This window comes from Alteromonas gracilis (genome assembly GCF_043642145.1).
GTDB lineage: Bacteria > Pseudomonadota > Gammaproteobacteria > Enterobacterales > Alteromonadaceae > Alteromonas > Alteromonas gracilis_B.
On the sequence record NZ_JBHZRZ010000001.1, the window covers coordinates 379,774 to 402,654 of the forward strand.

At 43.4% G+C, this 22,881-nt stretch carries 21 protein-coding genes; 11 read left to right on the forward strand and 10 right to left on the reverse strand.

The window, feature by feature from the left end:
• Positions 1-202 precede the first annotated feature (202 nt).
• Both ACHUFN_RS01615 and ACHUFN_RS01620 read right to left on the reverse strand, forming a co-directional pair.
• Complete coding sequence (locus ACHUFN_RS01615) at positions 203-505, reverse strand: 4a-hydroxytetrahydrobiopterin dehydratase (RefSeq protein ID WP_394220578.1); 303 nt, start codon at positions 503-505, stop codon at positions 203-205.
• A gap of 172 nt (positions 506-677) precedes the next feature.
• Complete coding sequence (locus tag ACHUFN_RS01620) at positions 678-3,383, reverse strand: TonB-dependent receptor (RefSeq protein WP_394220579.1); 2,706 nt, start codon at positions 3,381-3,383, stop codon at positions 678-680.
• A 419-nt stretch (positions 3,384-3,802) separates the two neighbouring features.
• Here ACHUFN_RS01620 and ACHUFN_RS01625 point away from each other — a divergent pair, with 419 nt between their 5' ends.
• The gene (locus ACHUFN_RS01625; RefSeq protein WP_394220580.1) at positions 3,803-4,789 is read left to right on the forward strand and encodes a mechanosensitive ion channel family protein; all 987 of its coding nucleotides are present in this window, start codon (positions 3,803-3,805) and stop codon (positions 4,787-4,789) included.
• A 17-nt stretch (positions 4,790-4,806) separates the two neighbouring features.
• Positions 4,807-4,971, forward strand: coding sequence for an entericidin A/B family lipoprotein (locus tag ACHUFN_RS01630; RefSeq protein ID WP_394220581.1), 165 nt, complete (start codon positions 4,807-4,809; stop codon positions 4,969-4,971).
• Positions 4,972-5,050: 79 nt separating this feature from the next.
• Here ACHUFN_RS01630 and ACHUFN_RS01635 read toward each other — a convergent pair whose 3' ends face one another.
• The gene (locus tag ACHUFN_RS01635; protein ID WP_394220582.1) at positions 5,051-5,500 is read right to left on the reverse strand and encodes a MaoC family dehydratase; all 450 of its coding nucleotides are present in this window, start codon (positions 5,498-5,500) and stop codon (positions 5,051-5,053) included.
• Positions 5,501-5,732: 232 nt separating this feature from the next.
• Here ACHUFN_RS01635 and ACHUFN_RS01640 point away from each other — a divergent pair, with 232 nt between their 5' ends.
• The gene (locus tag ACHUFN_RS01640) at positions 5,733-6,635 is read left to right on the forward strand and encodes a LysR family transcriptional regulator (protein WP_394220583.1); all 903 of its coding nucleotides are present in this window, start codon (positions 5,733-5,735) and stop codon (positions 6,633-6,635) included.
• Positions 6,636-6,980: 345 nt separating this feature from the next.
• Complete coding sequence (locus ACHUFN_RS01645; RefSeq protein ID WP_394220584.1) at positions 6,981-8,027, forward strand: CobW family GTP-binding protein; 1,047 nt, start codon at positions 6,981-6,983, stop codon at positions 8,025-8,027.
• Positions 8,028-8,071: 44 nt separating this feature from the next.
• Here the strand turns inward: ACHUFN_RS01645 and ACHUFN_RS01650 are convergent, their stop codons facing one another.
• Complete coding sequence (locus ACHUFN_RS01650) at positions 8,072-8,356, reverse strand: amidohydrolase family protein (RefSeq protein WP_394221029.1); 285 nt, start codon at positions 8,354-8,356, stop codon at positions 8,072-8,074.
• A 99-nt stretch (positions 8,357-8,455) separates the two neighbouring features.
• Entirely contained in the window at positions 8,456-8,908 is a 453-nt protein-coding gene (locus tag ACHUFN_RS01655; protein ID WP_394220585.1) for a Fur family transcriptional regulator, read from the reverse strand.
• 350 nt (positions 8,909-9,258) lie between these two features.
• On the opposite strand from ACHUFN_RS01655, the gene ACHUFN_RS01660 reads away from it, so the two are divergent.
• From ACHUFN_RS01660 to ACHUFN_RS01670, 3 genes are all read left to right on the forward strand, one after another.
• Positions 9,259-9,651 carry a DUF3718 domain-containing protein gene (locus ACHUFN_RS01660; RefSeq protein ID WP_394220586.1) on the forward strand — a complete coding sequence of 131 codons (393 nt, stop codon included), beginning with the start codon at positions 9,259-9,261 and terminating at the stop codon, positions 9,649-9,651.
• Positions 9,652-10,186: 535 nt separating this feature from the next.
• Entirely contained in the window at positions 10,187-10,585 is a 399-nt protein-coding gene (locus ACHUFN_RS01665) for a DUF3718 domain-containing protein (RefSeq protein WP_394220587.1), read from the forward strand.
• Between the two features lie 284 nt (positions 10,586-10,869).
• Complete coding sequence (locus ACHUFN_RS01670) at positions 10,870-11,265, forward strand: DUF3718 domain-containing protein (RefSeq protein WP_394220588.1); 396 nt, start codon at positions 10,870-10,872, stop codon at positions 11,263-11,265.
• Between the two features lie 95 nt (positions 11,266-11,360).
• On the opposite strand, the gene ACHUFN_RS01675 is transcribed toward ACHUFN_RS01670, so the two are convergent.
• The 4 genes from ACHUFN_RS01675 to ACHUFN_RS01690 form a co-directional block, all read right to left on the reverse strand.
• A complete protein-coding gene (locus tag ACHUFN_RS01675) occupies positions 11,361-12,254 on the reverse strand; it encodes an alpha/beta fold hydrolase (RefSeq protein ID WP_394220589.1) in 894 nt (297 codons plus the stop codon).
• A gap of 253 nt (positions 12,255-12,507) precedes the next feature.
• Positions 12,508-14,307 carry an acyl-CoA dehydrogenase C-terminal domain-containing protein gene (locus ACHUFN_RS01680; RefSeq protein ID WP_394220590.1) on the reverse strand — a complete coding sequence of 600 codons (1,800 nt, stop codon included), beginning with the start codon at positions 14,305-14,307 and terminating at the stop codon, positions 12,508-12,510.
• Between the two features lie 9 nt (positions 14,308-14,316).
• Complete coding sequence (locus ACHUFN_RS01685; RefSeq protein ID WP_394220591.1) at positions 14,317-15,498, reverse strand: acetyl-CoA C-acyltransferase; 1,182 nt, start codon at positions 15,496-15,498, stop codon at positions 14,317-14,319.
• 138 nt (positions 15,499-15,636) lie between these two features.
• On the reverse strand, positions 15,637-17,760 hold the full coding sequence (locus tag ACHUFN_RS01690; RefSeq protein WP_394220592.1) for a 3-hydroxyacyl-CoA dehydrogenase NAD-binding domain-containing protein: 2,124 nt from the start codon (positions 17,758-17,760) through the stop codon (positions 15,637-15,639).
• A gap of 244 nt (positions 17,761-18,004) precedes the next feature.
• Between ACHUFN_RS01690 and ACHUFN_RS01695 the strand changes: the two genes are divergently transcribed.
• The 3 genes from ACHUFN_RS01695 to ACHUFN_RS01705 all read left to right on the forward strand — a co-directional run bounded on the left by ACHUFN_RS01695 (position 18,005) and on the right by ACHUFN_RS01705 (position 20,196).
• Complete coding sequence (locus tag ACHUFN_RS01695) at positions 18,005-18,916, forward strand: haloalkane dehalogenase (protein WP_394220593.1); 912 nt, start codon at positions 18,005-18,007, stop codon at positions 18,914-18,916.
• A 13-nt stretch (positions 18,917-18,929) separates the two neighbouring features.
• Positions 18,930-19,694, forward strand: coding sequence for an SDR family NAD(P)-dependent oxidoreductase (locus ACHUFN_RS01700; RefSeq protein WP_394220594.1), 765 nt, complete (start codon positions 18,930-18,932; stop codon positions 19,692-19,694).
• 226 nt (positions 19,695-19,920) lie between these two features.
• Entirely contained in the window at positions 19,921-20,196 is a 276-nt protein-coding gene (locus tag ACHUFN_RS01705; protein WP_394220595.1) for a hypothetical protein, read from the forward strand.
• A gap of 130 nt (positions 20,197-20,326) precedes the next feature.
• Here ACHUFN_RS01705 and ACHUFN_RS01710 read toward each other — a convergent pair whose 3' ends face one another.
• A complete protein-coding gene (locus ACHUFN_RS01710) occupies positions 20,327-20,692 on the reverse strand; it encodes a DUF4870 domain-containing protein (protein ID WP_394220596.1) in 366 nt (121 codons plus the stop codon).
• 351 nt (positions 20,693-21,043) lie between these two features.
• On the opposite strand from ACHUFN_RS01710, the gene ACHUFN_RS01715 reads away from it, so the two are divergent.
• Positions 21,044-22,864, forward strand: coding sequence for a M2 family metallopeptidase (locus ACHUFN_RS01715; RefSeq protein ID WP_394220597.1), 1,821 nt, complete (start codon positions 21,044-21,046; stop codon positions 22,862-22,864).
• Positions 22,865-22,881 lie beyond the last annotated feature (17 nt).

Consider the following 22,881-nt stretch of genomic DNA (forward strand, 5'->3'; position numbering starts at 1 on the left):
CGCCAGAAATTACTGTTGAAACTGATTCAATTTCTGCCTCGCTTCAACGTGGTGCGTATTATACATAGGGACTTTCGCAACACAAGTGCCAAGGTGCGAAATATTTCATTTTTCTGACGGTTCGCAGTTTAATTGAGCAACATGTACAAACTTAATACAAAAAAGAGGGGCAAAACCCACTTCACCACTCTTATTAATTGCTTTATCTAAATTTTTCCATCTTTTCAGCAAGCGAAAAGTCTAATTCAGTTAGCCCATCAGCATCATGAGTTGTTAGCGTTACCTCTACTTTATTATAGACATTGAACCACTCAGGATGGTGCTTTAATTTCTCAGCCCAAATCGCTATTTGAGACATCCATCCAAAAGCGCGAATGAAACTTTTAAATTTGAATGTCTTTTTAATAGTGTCGCCGCTTTGCTCCCAATGCGTTTCGTCCGTCACTAACGCATTCAAGTCTTCAAGTTTTTGGCGAATTTCATTGTCAGACAGTTTCGTGGCCATTCTTCTCTCCTAATACGATGGTATTTATTATTAATCGATACTTTAATAGAAAGGTAAAAGATTTGAAGAGCTGCACAATTAATAAATGAAGGTGGGTGGAGAAATTGCTTTACAAAAAAGCCGGCTTGCTAGTGTTACCTAACGAAAGCCGGCTTAACATTCTGCTTAGTTATTAAAACTCAATAGCTAATCGAGCGTAAACCTGTCGTCCTCTTGGGTCATGCACTTTAGAGTCGAAGCCACTGTTTGTGAACAACTGAGGTGGCTCTTCATCAAATAGATTAATTGCCCCAACAGTTAACACATAGCTCTGCTCGGTGTCGTACAAACCGCCTAAGTCGATATTGTATTGCGCATCAACGGTTAAATGGCTATCCACTTCGAAGAAACCATTGGTACACCCCGTTAAATTAGCGGTGCCATCCGAACAGTTCTGGTCATCATCATAAGATGAGATGTAACGAAGGAAGATATTGGCAGCGTGAATATCATTTTGCCAAGCAAGACCTAAGTTTGCACGAAGCTCAGGTGAAGACACACCAATGTTGTTAAAGTTACGACGTCCAGCACCATCGATGTTACCGGCCTGAGGGTCCATCAGGTCGTATTTTGCAATGTAAGTTGCATTTAACGATGGAGTGAAATTACCAAAATCCGTTTCTATTTTGTAACTAGTCACGAAATCAACGCCCGACGTCTCAAGCGAACTTGCATTCACATAGGTATTATTAACTTGCAGCACAGGCCCAGTTAACGGGTCGCCTGCACGGACAATACGGTCAGCATTGGTTGGGTCTTCATTTAATACAGCCTGAGCATTTTCTTGGATAATTAAATCTTCAAATTCGAAGTTCCAGTAGTCCACCTCAACTGACATATCTCTAAATGGTTCATAAGAAAAACCAATATTGTATGCCGTTGACTCTTCTGGCTTAAGATCTTCATTACCCGATGTACGCACTGCAACAAATGCTACCGCACCCTGCACTGGGTCGATTAGCTGTTGTAACGACGTAGCGCCACCTTGTGCAAGAAATACTGTAGGTGCTCTAAACGAGGTTGAAATTGAACCTCGAAGTGAGAATTCATCCGTTGCACGCCATGACACTGCTAACTTAGGGTCGACCGTACTGCCAATTGTACCGCCGTAGTCTTCGTAACGCACTGCCAGCTGAACATCTAACTCATCATTTATTGGGAGTGCAAGTTCACCGAATGCAGCCCAAACATCCTGGCTTCCGTCAATATCGGGGTTACCGATAACGAAGGTAAAGCTATCTTGGTTTGAAAGCGCGTCGTAGTCTTGTTGAAGTTGGTTTTCACGATATTGCAAGCCAAGAGCAAGTGCAGCAAAACCACCATCCATTTCGAAAACATCAAACGAAGTAAATGCCTCAAATACTTCAAGGTCTGCTTTGGAATCGATGGTTTGTCTACCCGTGAATGAACTCACTACATAGTCAGAGTTTGGTGCGCTTGTGTATGACGTCGCGAAAGGATTGAAGAATTCACAACTTCCTTCACCTGGTGTACCTGTTATCGGATTACAATCAGAGCCGCCGAAGCCCAACAAAGCTAGCTGAAATTCAGTATTTAACACATCTGGTACAGTGAATATAAAATCATTCACTGCGCGAGTGTAGCTCACTTCCCAAAAACCTGAATCGGTCACGCCTTGTAAGTTAGTGCTAAAGCGTAAAGTATCTGATTCAGTGTTAGCAGGGTCTCCCGGGAAGCCATTTCCTTCCGCTCGTCCGAAAAAGGCAACAGATTGGCCGAATGGGTTTTGAGGATGATAATCAGGAACAATGGGTGACGTTAAAATTGGGAAGCTAGGTGCGCCACCACGCTCTGCACGGTTTCTTGCCGTACTGAATTCAGATGTCCATGTAATATCATTTCCGAACTCATATTCTGCACGCACGTAGGCGTTGGTGCGGCTTTCATCTGCAACATAAGAGTAGAATTTACCGAAATCGAAGCCACAGAAGCCAACCTCTAGCCCAGGAATAGTACCGCTTGGTGCTCTTAAGTCAGGTGCGCCGCCAAATTCTTCACATCCATAAGGGTCAATAATAGGTAATGGTCCCACTCCCGGGATATTCAAAAAGTATGAGCCTGGATTACCTAATGCGCTTGTATCGTCCTGTGGACGGCTCAAGCGTCTGTCACTTAAGAATAGTGGTGATCGATTGGTATAACTGATAGCCGCTAGCACACTGCCGTTGTCACCGGTTGCCCCCCACAAGCCTTGCAGAATGTACTCTTTATTGTCGCCATGAGCACCGTCTTGATAGTCAGCGCTGACCATAGCTCCGTCATAATTACGCTTTGTTATGAAGTTAACAACACCTGCAACCGCATCTGAACCGTACAAAGCTGATGCACCGTCTTTCACAACTTCCATGCGGTCAATTGCAATCATTGGCACAAGCGAGCTTGTATCTACAAAATTTAACCCTTCGTTTGTGGGCTGTGCGGTGACAACTTGGCGTTTGTTATTAAGTAAAACAAGGGTAGACGCGACACCCAAGCCACGTAAGTTAATATTCGACGTACCCGCCGTTGCGTTTTGTGTAAATGCGTCTGGATTGTTTTCTGCCCCCGTGTTGATGGTAAGGGTCTGTGTAATATCTGCAATATTTTTAGCGCCTATAGCTTCGATAGCGACGCTATCGACTACGGCTAGCGGTGAGGGTGATTCAAAGTTTTCGCTACGACGTACAAAACTACCGGTAACCAAAATAAGTTCAACGTCTTTCTTAGCTTCTTGCTCATTATCGACGTCAGATTCTTGGGCTGATGCGAGATAAGGCGAACAAAATAAAGCAGTACCGACCATTGCGGCAACTGCGGTCTTACGCGTTTTAAATTTCATAGTGTGATTCCAAATCTGGGCTTATCACTACCGGCACTACTATCCACACTCTCCGCTAGCAACAGGCTGTTCGATTTCGTGTTGTTATTGTGTGTAGCCAGAACAAAACACTGACCTACGTAATTGATACTATGCTTGAAATTCACCTTTGTAAATTTATTGTGAATAATATGTTTACATTAATTTTACGCATGGTCTGACCAGATTAATCTTTCAAGTAAGACTATTCGCGCATTCACCCCTGGGTGCTTGCGATTGAGAAGATGTTTCCCACAGTGAGAAATTTATTCACTATTCACTTACTTTATTTGGCCCGCATAATTATTTTATACCAACGTAATCAGTAGGTTAGGCAAAACTATCGAAAGGAATGATTTTTGTAACACCCTCGTCAATGTAAAAACAAGTGATTGAGGTCTATGGAATTTCCGAAAATAGATGAGGTATACAAACTATTAAGTGAAAAGCTCGAATCGTGGATAGAGGGCGGTATTACACTTCTTCCTAATATCGTTGTCGCATTTTTAATTGCTATTCTGTTCGGCATTCTTGCCAAAGTGCTTGGTAATGTTGCTGGAAAACTCATGCGCCGAACGTTTGAGTCTCGCCAAATCGCCAGCCTTCTTACGTCAATAATTAAAACCATCATACTGGTTGCAGGCATTTTCATAGCGCTAGATTTTGTAGGATTGAAAGGGACAGTTACATCATTACTGGCAGGTGCAGGTATTGTTGGTTTAGCAATCGGCTTTGCTTTCCAAGACATGACTGAAAACTTCATTGCAGGCGTTGCAATGGGCATTAGAAAGCCGTTTGAGATTGGTGATGTTATTGAGGCTGAGGGTGTTTTCGGCAATGTTAAAGAAATTAATTTAAGAAACACACTAGTTGAGACTTTCTATGGCCAACTGGAAGTTATTCCAAACAAAATACTCTTCCGCAATATTTTAACCAACTATTCTTATTTAGGGTATCGAAGAATAGAGGTACCCGTTGGTATTTCTTATGCTGATGATATTGAAAAAGCGGCTAAAGTTATAACTGATGCTATTAACGAGAAAGATTACGTAATCAAAAAGGAAGAGACTGCCGTTTATGCTGAATCATTTGGCGATTCGAGTATTAACCTGTTGCTATGGTTTTGGATTAGATATCCAGGCGAACCTGGCTTTATGGTGGTACGCCACGATGCAATAAGTACGGTTAAAACGGTACTTGAAGAAAACGACATTCTCATTCCATTCCCAATCAGGACCTTGGACTTCAACGCCAAGGGCGGGGATAAACTAAATGCAATGCTAAATAAGCAAGAAAAGCGCAGTTCAGATAGTAGTAAAACAACTTCATCAAACCCAAAGGCTGATGGAAAAGCGGGTGACAACCCTGAGCAACCCGCAGAAGAGTAAATATTAAGGAGATGCAAATGGAAATATTAGATTCAAAAAGACTAAGACACGCATTTTTTGTACTTACACTGGCGGCGAGCTTCGGTAGCTTGAGCGGTTGCGCCACAGTGGAAGGTGCTGGCAAAGATATACAAAGTGCGGGCGAAGCGATAGAGGAAGGAGCTGAAGAAGCATCTAACTAAGCAAGAAACCTTAGCAAAGAAACAAAAACCTGACGTGCGCAGTCTGCGCGCCTCAGGTTTTTTTATGCGCTTGCAAATTTTACGGCTTTAACACAGCCAACATAAGAAACCCACCAATTAACGCGGGATTACCCGTCGATTTCAAAAGGCATTTTGCCTCTACTTTAAACAATTTGCCTTGAGGCTTGTCACTCACGTCCACCAGTTTAAACTGGTATCTAACAGCATCATTACATTTGACAGGCTCAAGAAAACGCAGCTTATCAATGCCGTAATTAATCATAGAAGCGATTCGCTCGTTGGGAGCAATGACCTGAGCGAAAGCTTTAGGCATGAAGCTAGCGGTTAAAAATCCATGTGCAATTGTTGTTTTAAATGGACTTTCTCTTTCACAGCGCGCGACATCTAAGTGAATCCATTGGTGATCGCCTGTTGCTTCGGCAAACTGGTTAATCATGCTTTGTGAAATAGCTTGCCATTCAGGCTGTTCAAGCGTTTCCCCTACCGCCAAATCTAAAAGTGTTTTCATTTTAAAGTCCAATCTCCATTTATTCACGACAAAACTACTATTATTCACTTGAATGTTTCAATTAACTTTTAATAATAGGTATTTATAAACATTCTTGTTACACTAACGTAAATTTATCGTAGATGCTATGTAGCAACGCGTCACAGTTACATATTTATCGGCTGTGATTATCACCCGCGACTCTTCATCTATTGGCTTATTTTCAGGGGCATTCGCTCTTAAAGGATTAGTTATGAATCTCAATAGAATCGATTTGAACCTTTTTGCAGTATTCGACGCCATTTATACGGCAGGAAGCTTAACCAAGGCCGCAGATGTCTTATGTATTACCCAACCCGCTGTGAGTAATTCTCTCGCAAGACTACGCGAAATGTTAAATGATCCACTTTTCGTGCGTACTGGTCACAGCATGACACCAACGCCCGTGGCCCAAAACATTATTGTTCCTGCACGTCAGGCGCTGGCGCTTCTACGTAAAAGTGTTCAAGAAAGCCACACGTTCGATCCGCTTACCGCAGAAAAATCTTTTAATTTCGCAAGTAGAGATTTGCTTGAAGCGAGCATTATGCCGCGCTTGGTTGCTCGACTACAAAATTTAGCTCCTAACATTGGTTTAACCAACTACGAAATTCCCAGAAGCCAAGTTGTGTCGGCTATGGCGGCTGGTACGTTAGACTTTTTTGCTGATGCATCAACATTCACCGACCCGCACCTGTGCAAAGAAAAAATTGCACAAGACAGGTTTGTAGTATTGGCGCGTAAAAACCACCCTGCCCTTAAAAACGGATTAGACTTAGACACGTTTTTACGATTGGGCCATATCAACGTTTCTCAAAGAAAGTCTGGTGCAGGCCCCATTGAAATTGCGCTTGATAAAATGGGAAAAAGACGAAAAGAAGTGATGCGTGGGCAGCACTTTTTAACCGTGCCAAGCACCATTGTAAAAACCGACCTAATCGCTTGTTTGCCGTTTCATTTAGCTAAGCATTACGACCTAGCAATTTACGAAATGCCGTTCGAGCTACCACCTGTAGAATACTATTTATATTGGCACGTGAGCGCGGACCACGATTACGCTCATATGTGGATGCGTGAGCAGATTATGGAAGTTGCAAGCAACTTTAAGCCACATTAGTGCTTGCTGACACCATACTTAACAGCCCTGTCTTAAACAGGGCTTTTTATTATTGAGGTAACGACGACTATCTACCACTATCCATCGGTTAGGCCTTACCCATTAGTGCCTGTACCGCTGTACCGCCGCCCCGCGCTGCGGATGATTCAGGGGATAACGCGGGAAGGGACACTATCTCAATTCCTCTATTCGTATACTTAGTTTACCGACTATCAATAAGCAAACAATTTATAATTGTTATAGTATAACATTGCAAGCATATATAATAGGATTAGACGTAAGCTGAAACATCTCGTTTATGTAAGCTAACTTAATAAACCCAGCGCAGAAAAATAGGCATCAACAATGATTAAAGCAGTTCCAACCAATATCATCACAGGTTTTTTAGGTGTGGGGAAAACCTCTGCACTACTGCACCTTTTAAAACAAAAACCCAATAACGAACGCTGGGCAGTTCTCATAAATGAATTCGGAGAGATTGGAATTGATGGTGCCTTAGTAGAGGGTTCGAGTGTACAAAGCGCAACTAATCAACCAGATATTGGCGGCAACGCAAATACCCAAAACAAGCACAAACAAGTTTTTATAAAAGAAGTTCCAGGTGGATGTATGTGCTGTGCTGCTGGCCTGCCGATGCAAATTGCCCTGAACCAATTATTAGCGCAATCAAAGCCAGATCGTCTTTTAATTGAGCCCACTGGCTTAGGACATCCAGTAGAAGTGCTTCAAACACTTGCCGCCGAGCATTACCAAGACGTGTTAAACATTCAAAAAACAATAACGCTTGTTGACGCCCGTAAACTAAAAGACCCTCGTTACACTAATCACGATACGTTCAACCAGCAGATTGATATTGCCGACATCGTGATAGGCAATAAGCGCGATCTTTACGATGAATTCGACGCTGAACTATTATCAAAATACGTCGCGCAGAGAGGTAAGCAAAGCACGCCAGTGATGGCATGCGTAAAGGGTGAATTACCGCTCGCTCTACTCGAGGGAAAATCTTCTGCGTTAATCGAATTACAATCTCACTCCCATCACCACCATTCTGTAAACGATGTGCCATCAATCAATGAGCAGCCCTTCCCCGACTCTGGCTTTTTAAGGGTAGAAAACGCTGGTGAAGGCTTTAAATCGCTAGGTTGGCGATATTCGCCAGCCATTGAATTTAACCGCAGTGCGTTGTTACATTGGATAAAGTCACTAGATGTTGAGCGACTTAAAGCGGTGGTGATCACCAGCGACGGTATTTTTAGCTATAACCTTGTAGACAATACCGTCACTGAAAACGAGCTGAACGAATGTTCAGAGAGCAAGATAGAAATTATTGCCACCGAGCTTAGCCCGAGTTGGGATGAAGAGTTAGCGAATTGCGTGGTCTCTCGTTAACTCAACCTTCAAACTTTCTCGTTTCGCTACGTTTTATGACAAGGTTAGGCCTCGAAAAGCCTAACCGTTTTAGGATTATCAGCAGTCGGTGAGGTATTTGGCATTGAAACCACCGATGTAAAACCACCTTTAACCGCGGCCCTACTTCCTGATTCGATGTCTTCTTTATACTCCATTCCCGGCTCTCTGAAATGAACTTGAGGGTCAAGCAATCCAGGAGATAGAAACAAACCCGTAGCATCTATCGTCTTAATATTTTGAGATTCTATAGGTGTTTCTGAAATAGAAGTGATTTTGTTCTCTTCAATTACTACAGAAACACTAACCATTTCATCCACGTGTCTTCCCAGAAACTGGGTTGAAGTTGTTGCATTGTTTATAATTAATTTCATTACACTGGCAAATTGAGTTAGTGAGTAAAATGAACGCTATTTACAACGTTTACAGATACACGCCACTTCGAGGTGCGGCGTAATAATTTCGCATTCCAATGAATTGGCCTGATGAATAAGGTTGTCGTAGATTTTCGCATCTACCGACACTTCTTCAACACTGCCACACTGAACACAGATAAGAAATTGTGAGTAACCGTGGTGCTCGCAGCATTTTGCTCTAGAGCAGCCTATATACTTGTTATTCAAATTCAGCTTATGCACCAAATTTGCTTCCGTAAGAAACTCTAAAGCGCGATAGATAGTCATGGGCTTAACATCTTCTTTATACTGCGCTATATAAAGATCTCTAATTTCATAGGCGGAAAGAGGAAGCGCTGAGTCAATCAATAAACTTAAAACTTTTTTTCGATTTTCGGTTAACCTCAAACCGTCTGAAACGCACCGGTCTTTCGCAACAGCAAGTAAATTTTGAAATCGTTGCTCCATTTTTACCCCAAGGTCATACTGACAGATTTTCCGTATCGAATGTTTGTTTTAAACAGCACAATGAGTGAACAAATTTTGAATAGACTCAATGGCTTTCGACTGCAATCGTTACAGTATAACATAACGCATGCTAGACAGGTAAATTACATTAATCAAAAATAAATCTCAATCTCCCTCACCCTTTGCCATTACTGGGTTTTGGCGGTGTTGACTCTACTTTTTAAACGCGAAAAGTCATAACTTATAAATCTATATACCTGAGTATTGCTTGCGTTGTATTCAAGAATTATCTTTTGTCGTTTAATCCGCCCGAACAAAAATCCAACACGTAAATATTTGAGGAATTAGCCATGTTGAAAATTGTTAAAACTTCCTTTGTAATAGCTGCGACACTAGGTGTATCGGGCGTAGCACAAGCTGACATTAATGAAGCTTTAGCGAACATTTGCACTATCGTACAAGCAGACGATAAAGGTGAATTACGTAAGAAAATGCGCTCAGTTGAATCTGACTACAGCATGAAGTTAAAAGATTACTATTCTGGTATTAGCTGCAGCGGCAACAGCCTTATCCGCACCGCATTACTAAGTAATGCTGTAGAGGCAGGCGAACTGTTAGTAAAGAAAATGCCAAAAAGCGATTTAGAAGCACCTGAAGCAGATGGGAAGACATTGCAAGCTTGGGTTGCAGAAAACGGATTACAAGATAATCCAATTAACGCTGTAATTAACGGCCGTTTATAAGACCGTTTCACACCATGTGAACAATTCAACATGGTTGCAGAGAAATCTGCACTTTAAGAAGCGACCTTCGGGTCGCTTTTTATTTCCCTTTTAAAGTAGATGAATCTTGTTATTCAATTAGACTTTTTCAGCTCTAAGTGGAACCCTTAAGCTAGAGTGAACCAATACAAAGTGAAAGGCCTTAAACACACTCACTTGGCAGTGACTCCTAGGTAGGCAACAACAGTGCTTTTGGTTAAACAATAACGCTTCAGTGACAAATATTTACTTCTACAGTAAGTAAATAACTAAAGCAAAGCTGCTTTTTTGAACTTTTTCTGATTAATTTTCACGCTGAAAATTCCTTGTTTCATTTTGCCCTAATCCTTTAGGCGTAGAGGGCTTCAGAGCAATCTGCCGTTTCTACGCCTTTAGTTTAACGTATAACAGCACATACTTTGTTATTTGAATGAATGTTTTTCATTCAAATTGGTTGTTCTTTAATTAATTCCGAACAGACAAAACAAATAATTAAACAAACGAAGGAAATTTAACCATGTTGAAAATTGTTAAAACTTCTCTAGTCATCGCAGCTTCTACTCTAGCTTTTTCTAACGCAGCACAGGCTAACGATGTAAACGAAGCCTTAGCTAACATATGCACCATCGTTCAAGCAGACGACAAAGGCGAATTGCGCAAAAAAATGCGTCGCGTACAATCTGACTTTAAGCTCAAGCTTCGCGATTACTATTCAGGCGTCTCATGTGGTGGTCAAAGCTTAATTAGAACCGCACTTACCAACAATGCAGTAGAAGTAGGCACATTGCTTGTTAAGAAAATGCCAAGTAAAGATCTTTCAGAGCCAGAAGCAGATGGTAAAACGCTACAAGCGTGGATTGCCGAGCAAGGCCTACAAAGCTCTCCAATATCTGCCGAGCTTAACGACCGAATTTAAGAACAATTTCACATCACCATGTGAGTCGATTCAACATGGTTGCAGCGAATGCTGCAATGAAAGGCCCCGCTAACCCGGGGCCTTTTTATTTGTTTCGCAAATTCTACAACACCGTTTTGGAACTTGTTTGCAACATATCGCCAGATAGTTAAAACACCACCAGTTAGGTATTGTTTCGCATACCTCGTTATTTTACAGCATGTTTTCCAATTAGTTACTTTCGGGTTTAATGCCCCTCAACGAACGAACACAACCATATCAATTTTAACCGAAGGAATTTAACCATGTTGAAAATCGTTAAAACTTCTCTAGTAATTGCGGCATCTACTTTTGCTTTTTCTAATACAGCGCACGCTGACATCAATGAAGCGCTAGCTAACATCTGCACTATCGTACAAGCAGATGATAAAGGCGAACTACGCAAAAAAATGCGTAGCGTTCAATCAGATTACAAATTAAAGCTTCGCGATTACTACTCTGGCATTTCGTGCAACGGCCAAAGCCTTATCCGCACTGCACTTACAAGTAACGCTGTTGAAGTTGGTACTTTACTTGTTAAAAAAATGCCAAGTAAAGACTTAGCTGAACCAGAATCAGACGGCAAGACCCTTCAAGCTTGGATTGCTGAACAAGGTCTTCAAGACTCTCCTATCTCAGCAGAGCTTAACGGCAGAATCTAATAAAAACTAGTTAGTCACACCATGTGATAAAACGTTTCAACATGGTAGCGGCAGGACGCCGCGCTCGAGGCCCCTTTTATGGGGCCTCACCTTTTTCAGGCTTCAACAAAATCTACTATTCTTTTTAGTACCCATTGGGGATGTTCTCTGTGCAACCAATGTGATGCCGCTTTGTTAAAATGCATCTCAATCATTGGCACGTAGTGCTCTATGTTGTCAAGAACACTTATATCAAACGCATCGTCCTTTTCTCCCCACAACACTAAAGTGGGAATACGAATAAACACTTGTGGTATGCGGATCTTATCAAGTTCAGCTTTTGCCGCGTTCGCGCAAGGCACTTGCTGAGGCATTTGCCGATAGTAATTGAGCATCGAGGTTAGCGTGACTGGTCTGGCCCAATCCTTTTGCAACATAATTGCATAGTCAGACTCAGACTCGAATAACTCCTCGCCGAGCATCTGCTTTAGAAGTCGAAAGCCACTATTCTCAAGCTTTTGCTCTGCATTTAGAGCCGTGAGATTATGGATGTACTGACTTTTTTCTCGCTGCAATGAAGAGTTTTTTAAGGAAAGCGTGAACGTAGAGGGGTGCGCAGCATTTATAATAATGAGCTTTTTGAACAAAGTTTGATGGAAGGCCGCAAGCGGCCAAGCTACTGCCCCACCCCAGTCATGGCCAACCAGTATAATCTCTCTGCCCTTTTGGATATTCTCTATAAACGCAGCCATACGAGCAATTAATGCAGGCAATTGGTAAAGGCTAATGTCTGAAAGTGGACTTGAATGGTGATACCCAGGCAAGTCGGGAGCAATAATATCAAGGTAGGGGGGCATTAGAGATATCAAGCCCTCCCACGTATGAGCGTTTTCAGGGAAGCCATGCAGCATGACCAGCAGCTTTTGGTTCTTTTGGTTTTTTTGGTTACTTTTGCGATATAAGTAATGAATCGCGTGCCCGTTAATTTCAGCATAGTGTGAGGTAATCATCTGAGCTCCCTTCATTAATTTTGCGCTATTTTTATCAATTTGCGGTTACGCGTTTTATGCTTGAGAAGCATTAGCTTCAGCCACAGATGATTTTCGTCAAGCTTTCATTCAACATTTTGCGCGCAACAAAAATAGCCTAAAACAAAAAAGCCGAGCGAAATAACGTATCCAGAGTTTCGCTGGTTACCTCATTTGCTCGGCTTGTGTCTGCGTTTAATTTTGGCAGACACGTTGCGTTCAATTACCGCAATAATTACTCAATAGCAAACATACTCTCTGGCATAGACATCAAGTTATCAGCGCCTGATTGCATTGCAGAAACTAAAGAGCGAGTGCGTGTTAACAATCGGTCAAAATAAAAACCAGTGGTTAAAACCTTACCCTTATAAAATTCTGTTTCTGTGCTGCCCGCATCAAGCTGCTCTTGCGCTTTTACTGCCATTTTCAGCCAGAAATAAGCAACGGTTACGTAACCAGAGTACATGAGGTAGTCTACCGACGCCGCACCAATTTCATCAGGGTTTGATGCTGCCGCCTTACCAATATCCATGGTAATTTGCTGCCATTCGTCAAGGTGTGAACTTAGTGCATTAGTCCACGCACTAAACTGTGCGTTGTCACGTAGTGAGTTACAGTAGTCGCGTACTTCTTGTACAAACACGTTCAGTAATTCGCCATTTGAGCCCATAACTTTACGACCAAGCAAGTCTACTGCCTGAATACCGGTTGTGCCTTCATACATTGTACAAATACGGGTATCGCGGGCTAGCTGCTCCATTCCCCATTCTTTTATGAACCCATGTCCACCGTAAACTTGCATGCCGTAGCTTGTTGCTTCTTGCGCTGTTTCGGTTAGGAATGCTTTAACGATTGGCGTTAGAAACGCTAATTTTGCTTCCGCTACTTGCTTCTCAGCCGCGTCGTTACCGTATAGTGTTACATCTACCAATTGCATGCAATACGCCGCTAGCGCGCGATTACCTTCAGCAAACGCTTTTTGCGTTAGTAGCATGCGGCGTACGTCAGGGTGCACGATAATCGGGTCGGCAGGGCCGTCTGGGTTTTTGCGCCCAGTAAGCGAACGAAACTGTATGCGATCTTTAGCATAGCGAAGCGCACCTTGAAATGCTGCTTCAGACGCAGCCAAGCCTTCAAGACCAGTGCCAATACGCGCTGTATTCATAAACGTGAACATACAGTTAAGACCGCGGTTTGGTGGTCCAATCAAAAAGCCTTTTGCGCCATCGAAATTAATAACACAGGTTGCGCTAGCTTTAATGCCCATTTTGTGTTCAATGCTACCGCAGCTCACCGCATTACGGTCTTGTTTTTCACCATCTTCAGATACGTTGAACTTAGGAACAACAAACAGTGAAATCCCTTTTGTGCCTTCTGGTGCATCAGGCAAACGCGCCAACACAATGTGCACGATATTTTCAGACATATCGTGTTCACCCGCAGAGATAAAGATTTTTGTGCCTGTTAAGCTGTAGCTACCATCTTCTTGAGGCTCAGCACGACATTTAAGCATGCCCAAATCTGAACCGCAGTGCGCTTCCGTTAAGCACATGGTACCTGTCCATTCGCCGCTAACCAGCTTATCAAGGAACATCTTTTGCTGTAGCTCAGTACCGTGCGCTTTTAGCGTTTCCATACAGCCTTGGCTAAGGCCCGGATACATTGCCCAAGAATGGTTCGCACCAGAAAACCATTCAGCAATAATAGACGACAGTGAGTAAGGTAGTGCCTGACCACCAAACTCTTCCGGGTGAGACATGCTTGGCCAACCGCCTTCGACGTAGGTTTGATACGCTTCTTTAAAGCCTTTTGGCGTGGTAACTTCGCCATCAACCCACTTACACCCTTCCTCATCACCCGACGCGTTGATAGGTGCTAGTGTGTTTTCTGAAAACTTAGCCGCTTCTGCAAAGATAGCCGACACTAAGTCTTCGGACGCTTCATCGAAACCCAGTTTTTGATAATGATTCTGATAATTTAGTAGCTCATGTGTTACAAACATGGCGTCACGTTGTGGAGCTTTATAACCTTCCATACCCAATACCTATATAACTTCAAATAGACCAGCAGCGCCCATGCCGCCGCCGATACACATGGTGCAAACAACATATTTCGCACCGCGTCGTTTACCTTCGATGAGTGCATGACCCACCATGCGAGCACCGCTCATGCCGTAAGGGTGACCAATTGAAATGGCACCGCCGTTTACGTTTAATAATTCGTCTGGAATGCCCAACTTGTCGCGGCAATACAGTACTTGTACTGCAAACGCTTCGTTAAGCTCCCACAGACCGATATCGTCCATGGTTAATCCATGCTGCTTTAATAGCTTAGGAATGGCGAACACTGGGCCAATTCCCATTTCATCTGGCTCGCAACCTGCCACTGCAATGCCGCGATATATGCCCAGTGGCTGCGCATTGCCTTTAGCGGCAGATCGCTCATCCATAATGACAGTGGCACTTGCACCGTCTGATAACTGACTGGCGTTACCTGCGGTAATACAGCCACCTTCAATTACTGGATTAAGCGCTTTTAACCCTTCCAAAGTAGTCTCAGGGCGATTACCCTCGTCTTTAGACAGCGTTACTTCTCGCTCCGATGTCTCGCCCGTTTCTTTATTGAACAACGCTTGTACTGCTGTAATTGGCACAATTTCATCGTCAAACCTACCCGCTTCTTGGGCAGCTGCCGTGCGCATTTGACTTTGGAAGCCGTACTCATCTTGCACATCACGGCTTATGTTGTAGCGTTTGCCTACCACTTCCGCTGTTTGAAGCATAGGCATGTAAATGTCCTTGTGCTTGGCTACAAGCGCTGGGTCAACCGCGCGAAACATATTCATGTTCTTATTTTGAACTAAAGAAATTGAATCTAGGCCACCTGCAACCATGATATTGGTATCGCCCGTTCGGATTGAGTTTGCAGCAGAAGCAATGGCATACATGCCAGAACTACACTGACGGTCTAACGTCATTCCTGCTACCGTCACGGGCAAACCACCAGCGAGGCCGGCCAACCTACCAATGTTCATGCCGCCACTGCCTTGAGTTAACGCCGCGCCCATTACCACGTCATCGACACTGGCTGGGTCGATACCCGCACGTGCTACTGCATTTTGAATAGCATGGCCACCTAATGAAGGTGCCGGTAAATTGTTCAGTGCGCCTTTGTAGGCGCGCCCGATTGGCGTTCGAGCCGTACTTACAATCACTGCATCACGCATATTAATATTCCTTTCAGTTGAGCTGAAAGATCAGCTTAAAATTAACTCAGGCTTAATGCTTTGCTAAATGCAGCCGAGCCTTTCCTAATTCATTTAAGTAAAAGGCGTAAGCAAAAAAACTTACGCTCTTTCCTATAGCTACTTCGACTTATAGCTTTTGAATGTACTGCCTTCTTGCGCTAGTTTGACAAGTAAATCACTTGGCTCCAGCCACATTTTGCCGTACTCGCCTAGTTGGTCACGGTAGGTAGTTAATTTATCCAAAATGGTGCCAAGCCCTACTTCGTCGGCAAATTGCATAGGGCCACCGCGATACACAGGGAACCCATAACCGTAGACATAAATGACGTCGATATCGCTAGATTTAGCCGCAATACCTTCTTCTAAGATGGCGGCGCCTTCATTAATGAGTGAGTACATTACGCGAACAAGAATTTCTTCATCACTGATATCTGAACGCTGGACAACGCCTAAACGCTCGGCTTCTTGTTTAGCAATTTCTAGTACTTCTGGATCTGGGATAGGTACGCGACTGCCTGGCTCATAGTTGTAAGCACCGCGTCCTGTTTTAAGCCCGTTACGTCCCATTTCTACTAAGCGGTCAGCAACAACGCCGTAGGCGGGATCATGAGAAATATACTCTTGGCGAGACTGCCTCACGTAATAGCCGATATCTAACCCAGCCATATCACCCATAGTAAATGGCCCCATGGGCATGCCAAATTCAGTAAGCACCCTATCCACTTGCTCGGGCGATGCCCCTTCTAACAGCAAGCGGTTTGCTTCGCGGCCATATGGCTCAATCATGCGGTTGCCAACGAATCCAAAACACACGCCAACCAGCACCGCAACTTTCTTGATGCGTTTAGCCATTTTCATGCACGTTTTGATGACTTCTGGCGATGTTTTCTCTGCCTTGACGACTTCTAACAGTCTCATTACGTTGGCTGGAGAGAAGAAGTGAAGGCCAATCACATCTTCAGGACGTGATGTTGCTGTTGCAATCTCATCAATGTCCAACGTTGAGGTATTTGAAGCCAAAATAGCGCCCGGCTTACAAACTTTATCTAGTGTTGAGAAAACGGTTTTCTTCACTTCCATTTTCTCGAACACAGCCTCTATAACCAAATCAACATCGGCCAAATCGTCGTATGACGTGGTACCCGAAAGCAGCGCCATGCGGCTTTCTACTTGCTCTTGGGTTAACTTGCCTTTTTTGGCAGAGTTCTCGTAGTTTTTACGAATTAGCGCAAGTCCTTTCTCTAGCGCTTCCTCTTTAAGTTCGAGCATAGTTACTGGAATGCCTGCGTTAGCAAAGTTCATTGCAATACCGCCTCCCATCGTGCCAGCACCTATAATGGCGACCTTCTCAATATTGCGTTCAGGGGTGTTTTTATCAAAATCGCTTACATGACCAGCTGCTCGTTCAGCAAAGAAGAAATGTTGTTGAGCACGCGCTTGAGGCGTTTTCATGCATTCCATGAAAAGCTTGCCTTCGTTTTTAAGGCCGTCTTCAAACGATAATGTATAAGCGCCGCGCACTGCTTCAATACACTTAAGCGGTGCAAAAAAACCTCGGGCAGCCTTTTTTGTTTGCGCGGTTACTGCATCGAATACAGCATTTATTTCATCTGATAGTGTTAATTCAATATCGCTAGTGCGCTTAATCGCATTATCTGGAGTGATAGCTTGCAAATATGCTTTCGTATCTTCGAGTAAGTGCTCAGGCTTGTCTGAAATTTTGTCGAATACACCCGGAAGCTTCACAACTGAGGTAGGCTTGCCTGTAACAATCATTTCTAGTGAAGTTTTCACGTCGGCAAGGCGAGGAAGACGCTGCGTGCCGCCTGCACCAGGTAGTATGCCAAGATTTACTTCAGGCAGACCAACTTTGTTATCGGCAAAGGTAATGCGGTGATGACATGCCAGTGCTACTTCTAAGCCCCCGCCAAAGGCAGGTCCAGGCAGCACCGCGACAACAGGTTTGGAAGCATTTTCAATTTTATCTAATACTTCCGGCAACATCGGAGATAAATCGCCGCCAGAAAACTCACTTATGTCTGCACCACCAGAGAATATTGGCAGTGAAGAGGTAATAACAATTGCACTGACGCTTTCGTCGTTTAAGGCATTGTCTATGCCTTCTATAAGCCCTACTCGAATAGCACGAGAGAGCGCATTTACGGGTGCGCTTTGCATCGTTAGCGTAGCGACACCATGCTGCACTGCATACCCTACAACTTTATTTTCCATCTCAGTCATAACCATGTCCTGTTTATCACGTTAACTGGATGTTATGGCAGTGTTGCCAATCATCCAAGTTTATTGGTGTTATAGACATTCATCATAATATTTAATAATAACTGCCAGGCCCTTTATGAAGTCGTTTTCGCTCACAGAGCCTATTAATCCTCGCTTAAGGTTTATTTGACAGCCAGTGAAACCAGTGTTTTTGTTAACCGGTGAATATCTACACTTACAATTTATTTACAAAGGATGGTTAGCTATGCAAGTGCTGAAAACTCCAGAAAGTGCGTTTGACAAAATTACCGACTTTTCTTACACGCCTCATTACATACAAGTGACAGATACAATTAGCAGTGAAATTACAATGGCGTACTATCAGTGCGGCCCAAAAGATGGTCACACCGTGCTTCTTATGCACGGCGAGCCCACATGGGCATATTTGTACAGAAAAATGATGCCAATTTTGGCAGATGCTGGATTCAACGTAGTTGTGCCTGACCTTATAGGGTTTGGCCGCTCTGATAAGCCTGTACGAAAAGAAGATTACAGCTATGCAAGGCACTTTATTTGGCTTAAAGATTGGTTTACGCAAGTTGTCAAAGGCCCTACCACCTTATTCTGTCAAGACTGGGGCGGCTTACTTGGTTTGCGATTGGTCGCTGACATGCCAGATCAGTTTGCCAGTGTCATGGTCTCCAATACTGGCCTACCTACTGGTGATCATACGCCAAGCGAAGCGTTCACGAAATGGCGCAGGTTCTCACAAGATGTTCCTGTATTTCCTACATCAAGTATTATTCAAAATGCCACCGTAACGCCATTAGATGATGTCACGCTTGCTGCTTATGATGCACCTTTTCCTGATGAAAATTACAAAGCAGGAGCGCGGATGTTTCCCCTCCTGGTCCCTACAACTCCAGATAGTGCTGAGGCACAGGCCAATAGAGATGCGTGGGGAAAGCTAAAGCAATTCGACAAGCCCTTCATGACTGCCTTTGGTGATAGCGATCCTGTCACAAAAGGCGGCGACAAAATATTCCAAAAGTTAGTGCCAGGTTGTGAAGGCATGCCGCACACGGTGATCGAAAATGGGGGTCACTTTATCCAAGAAGATCAGGGTGAATTGCTTGCCAAGCTACTTATCAATTTCATTCAACAAACATCAAATTAATAGGAGTTACACAATGGATGCTCTACTCGATTTTACAGGACAAGTGGTATTAATCACCGGCGCAGGAAGCGGTTTTGGGCGCTTGTTATCTACAGGACTGGCTAATCGCGGTGCGAAGCTCGTACTAAGTGATATTAATGAAACCGCCCTTGAAGAGACGTATCAAGAAGTAAAAGCGTTAACCGATGTGGTGACTTTGGCGGGAAATATCGCAAGCGAGGCACTTAACAAATCCTTGGTGGAGAAGGCAATGGACAGCTTTGGCCGCTTAGATATTGCGGTTAACAATGCGGGGATTGCGCACACGCCTGCGCCCGTTCATCAAATGACAGAGGACATTATAGACTCTCAATTCGCGGTAAATGTCAAAGGCGTTATGTTTGGTATGAAATATCAAATTCCCGTTATGCTTGCGCAAAAACAAGGCCATATTTTAAATGTAAGTTCGCTGGCGGGCCTAGGAGGCGCACCAAAAGGCGGTGCCTACGCTGCTGCAAAGCACGCTGTGTCTGGTATTACAAGAACAGCCGCAGTTGAATACGGGCGTAAGAACGTTCGAGTGAATGCTATTTGCCCTTTCTACAGCCCAACAAACATTCTAAATGTTGATGGCTACAACACGCCCGAAGCGCGAGAGCAATTAGGTTTGGGAAGCCCAATGAAACGTCTTGGAGAACCGCAGGAAATCGTAAATACTATGATGTTGATGTTATCGCCAGGCAACAGTTACATGAACGGACAGACAATCGCTGTAGATGGTGGTGTAACCGCTTGGTAATGCCAGCTACATTTATGTTTCCAAAACCAAAGGTATTGATTGAAATACCTTTGTATAGCCCGCTATGCTTTCCTTTTAGTTAATTTCTTGTGTAATGGAAAGGAACAAGCAAAATCGACGAACGAGGCGCCTACAACCGCCTCTGCAATCGAGCTTCTTAAGCAAAAGTGACGGTGTTGTAGCCGTAATTCGATTTCACAAGCATGCTCAAAATAGAGAGAATGTAATGAAAAAGCAAAGTAAAAACATTTTATTAGCAATTACACTTTGCTCTGTGTTGCCTTTTCTCAACACTGGATTTGCGCAAGAACTGCAGCCCTCATTGCTTACAGAAAAAAAAGAATTATCTTCTCAACATTTCAAAAAAATTCGTCAGAGTAAGGCACTGGCCATTCACACGGTAAAACGTGCGTCTGTACCCACGTCAAAAGCGCCTAAACATAATAAAGGCCAATATCTTATTCATGGCTCGCTTCCTAGCGACCGCTACGACGCTCAGTAAAAAGCGATTTAATCGATTTACAATCAATTCATTATTCGCTTATTACAGCAAACGGTTGTTCTCGTTATCTGATACAAACATTTCGCCTTAAGAAACATAGCCTTTAATAAAACGGTTTTTCACTGCCAATCTAGCTTTTAAAAAACGTTATGCTTAGTGGGTAAACCCACAACTCCCCATTGTTGGCTTTCATTGCAGCAACAATAGCAAAAATGATATTCATCAAGCCAAGAACTAAAAATCCGAATGCACCGATTATTATAAACGTTAATACGAAACAGATTACCGAATAAACAAGCAAGCTTAATAGCCAGTTGGCCGTTACCCTCCCATGCTGGTCAATATTTTCATTTTGATCCCTGTGCGCTATCCACAGAATAAACGGTAAAATAAAGCCGAGCCCTGGTAAAACAAAACTAGACAATTGCGATAAATGAATGAGCGTGCAATAACTCCGTTTGGTTAGCCCCCAATAAAGAGGTTCTTCTGTTGGCATATCAATCCCTTATAGTAGGTGTGGCTTAAAATTGTGGATATTTATGTCCATGAATACACTATTTTGTGCTTTTCGAAAATGCGGCGAATAAAGCGATTAATTTAAAGGTGAACCCGCTTCTATATACATTTTTTGAAAGCCAATCGCTTTAATCACGAAACCTGACATTTTCTCTTTGTTTAACAGCAGCACTAAATCAGCATTAACTTTATACTAAACCTGAAGACAAAATAGCCAGACGTTCGCCTAATTTCAAATTTGTTTTACAAAAGGCACACACCGTTACACAATGCTAAAGCATGTCTTTGTGAACGCAGATTCACGACAAAAACAAATAAATAAGGACAACGTATGCTCAATCATAAACGTACTCTAATAGCAGCACTAGTAAGTGTAACGCTTATGGGGTGTGGTGAAAGTACTACACAGACAGAAACAAAACCTCAACTAACAGCACAAGATGCCAAGCAATTTTTGGTACAGGCACAAAGTGATATTGAAAAAATGCAGGTTCCTGCGGCTCACGCGCAATGGAGTTATGCAACAAATATTAACTTCGATACAGCTGCCGTAAGTTCGTATTTTAATGAAGTGCTGTCAACGAAAGTCGCCAGTCTAGCCAAAGAAGCGGCTAAGTTTAACGATGTTGAAGTAGACGCTGATACTCGTAGACAGCTCGATCTACTTAAAAATGGTTTGACTATGCCGCCTCCGGCAGACGAGCAAAAAGCAGAGCGCTTAGCGAAAATTGGTTCAGAGCTTAGCGCTATGTACGGCTCAGGCGAGTACTGTAGCGAAGATGGTTCGTGCAAAAGCTTAGTAGAAATGAGCGCGGAAATGGCGACGCTACGTGATGCCGACAAACTGTTGGAGTACTGGAAAGGCTGGCGTGAAGTATCTAAACCTATGGCGCCTCTTTATGCCGAACAAGTATCGCTAGCGAATGAAGGTGCAGCAGAGCTTGGTTTTGAAAATGTAAGTGCGCTTTGGCGTGGTAAATACGATATGCCAGCTGACGAGTTTCCAAAAGAGCTAGACCGCTTGTGGACACAAGTTGAACCCTTCTACGAGTCGCTTCACTGCCACGTTCGTGCAAAACTCGGTGAGCACTACGGTGAAGATGTCGTGCCACAAGATAAACCTATTCCAGCCCACCTTTTAGGTAACATGTGGGCGCAAACATGGGGCAATGTTTACGATATCGTAAAACCTCAGCAAGAAATGCAAGTGCCTGATGTTACCGCTGCGCTTGTTGAGCAAGGTTACGATGAAATTGCTATGGTAAAACAAGCAGAGTCATTTTTCTCATCGCTTGGTTTTGAAGAGCTTCCTGAAACGTTTTGGGAACGTTCGATGTTTCAGAAACCAGAAGGAAGAGACGTTCAATGTCACGCGTCTGCATGGGACTTAGATGACAAAGACGATCTGCGAATCAAAATGTGTATCCAAAAGACAGGTGAAGAATTTAACGTTATTCATCATGAGCTAGGTCACAATTATTACCAGCGTGCGTACAAGGGGCAACCATTGCTTTATCGCGGTTCTGCAAACGACGGGTTCCACGAAGCAATTGGTGACACCATCGCCCTTTCGATTACGCCAAAATATCTTAAGCAAATCGACCTCATTGACGAAATTCCTGACGCGTCAAACGATATTGGTATGTTGATGCAAGTTGCCTTAGATAAAATCGCCTTCATTCCTTTTGGTTTGATGGTTGATCAATGGCGCTGGAAAGTCATGGCCGGAGAAGTTACACCAGAGCAGTACAACGAGCTCTGGTGGGAACTAAGAGAGAAGTACCAAGGTGTTATGGCTCCCGTAGAAAGAAGTGCAGATGCATTTGATCCGGGCGCTAAATATCATGTGCCTGCAAACGTACCTTATACACGTTACTTCCTAGCACACATCCTTCAATTCCAGTTCCACAAAGCGCTTTGTGATATTGCTGGTGATGAGGGCCCACTGAACCGTTGCTCAATTTACGGTAGTGAAGAAGCGGGTAAAGCACTGAACCAAATGTTAGAGATGGGTATGAGCCAACCATGGCAAAATGCACTTGAAACATTAACAGGTTCACCAGAGATGGATGCGAGTACTATTGCTGATTATTTTGCACCATTGAAAACCTGGCTAGACGAGCAAAATGCAACTCGCCAATGCGGTTGGTAATTGATTGCGTAAAATAA

Coding starts and splice junctions, on each gene's coding strand:
- ACHUFN_RS01615 (WP_394220578.1), bottom strand. CDS start 505: ATGGCCACGAAACTGTCTGACAATGAAATTCGCCAAAAACTTGAAGAC.
- ACHUFN_RS01620 (WP_394220579.1), bottom strand. CDS start 3,383: ATGAAATTTAAAACGCGTAAGACCGCAGTTGCCGCAATGGTCGGTACT.
- ACHUFN_RS01625 (WP_394220580.1), top strand. CDS start 3,803: ATGGAATTTCCGAAAATAGATGAGGTATACAAACTATTAAGTGAAAAG.
- ACHUFN_RS01630 (WP_394220581.1), top strand. CDS start 4,807: ATGGAAATATTAGATTCAAAAAGACTAAGACACGCATTTTTTGTACTT.
- ACHUFN_RS01635 (WP_394220582.1), bottom strand. CDS start 5,500: ATGAAAACACTTTTAGATTTGGCGGTAGGGGAAACGCTTGAACAGCCT.
- ACHUFN_RS01640 (WP_394220583.1), top strand. CDS start 5,733: ATGAATCTCAATAGAATCGATTTGAACCTTTTTGCAGTATTCGACGCC.
- ACHUFN_RS01645 (WP_394220584.1), top strand. CDS start 6,981: ATGATTAAAGCAGTTCCAACCAATATCATCACAGGTTTTTTAGGTGTG.
- ACHUFN_RS01650 (WP_394221029.1), bottom strand. CDS start 8,356: ATGGTTAGTGTTTCTGTAGTAATTGAAGAGAACAAAATCACTTCTATT.
- ACHUFN_RS01655 (WP_394220585.1), bottom strand. CDS start 8,908: ATGGAGCAACGATTTCAAAATTTACTTGCTGTTGCGAAAGACCGGTGC.
- ACHUFN_RS01660 (WP_394220586.1), top strand. CDS start 9,259: ATGTTGAAAATTGTTAAAACTTCCTTTGTAATAGCTGCGACACTAGGT.
- ACHUFN_RS01665 (WP_394220587.1), top strand. CDS start 10,187: ATGTTGAAAATTGTTAAAACTTCTCTAGTCATCGCAGCTTCTACTCTA.
- ACHUFN_RS01670 (WP_394220588.1), top strand. CDS start 10,870: ATGTTGAAAATCGTTAAAACTTCTCTAGTAATTGCGGCATCTACTTTT.
- ACHUFN_RS01675 (WP_394220589.1), bottom strand. CDS start 12,254: ATGATTACCTCACACTATGCTGAAATTAACGGGCACGCGATTCATTAC.
- ACHUFN_RS01680 (WP_394220590.1), bottom strand. CDS start 14,307: ATGGAAGGTTATAAAGCTCCACAACGTGACGCCATGTTTGTAACACAT.
- ACHUFN_RS01685 (WP_394220591.1), bottom strand. CDS start 15,498: ATGCGTGATGCAGTGATTGTAAGTACGGCTCGAACGCCAATCGGGCGC.
- ACHUFN_RS01690 (WP_394220592.1), bottom strand. CDS start 17,760: ATGACTGAGATGGAAAATAAAGTTGTAGGGTATGCAGTGCAGCATGGT.
- ACHUFN_RS01695 (WP_394220593.1), top strand. CDS start 18,005: ATGCAAGTGCTGAAAACTCCAGAAAGTGCGTTTGACAAAATTACCGAC.
- ACHUFN_RS01700 (WP_394220594.1), top strand. CDS start 18,930: ATGGATGCTCTACTCGATTTTACAGGACAAGTGGTATTAATCACCGGC.
- ACHUFN_RS01705 (WP_394220595.1), top strand. CDS start 19,921: ATGAAAAAGCAAAGTAAAAACATTTTATTAGCAATTACACTTTGCTCT.
- ACHUFN_RS01710 (WP_394220596.1), bottom strand. CDS start 20,692: ATGCCAACAGAAGAACCTCTTTATTGGGGGCTAACCAAACGGAGTTAT.
- ACHUFN_RS01715 (WP_394220597.1), top strand. CDS start 21,044: ATGCTCAATCATAAACGTACTCTAATAGCAGCACTAGTAAGTGTAACG.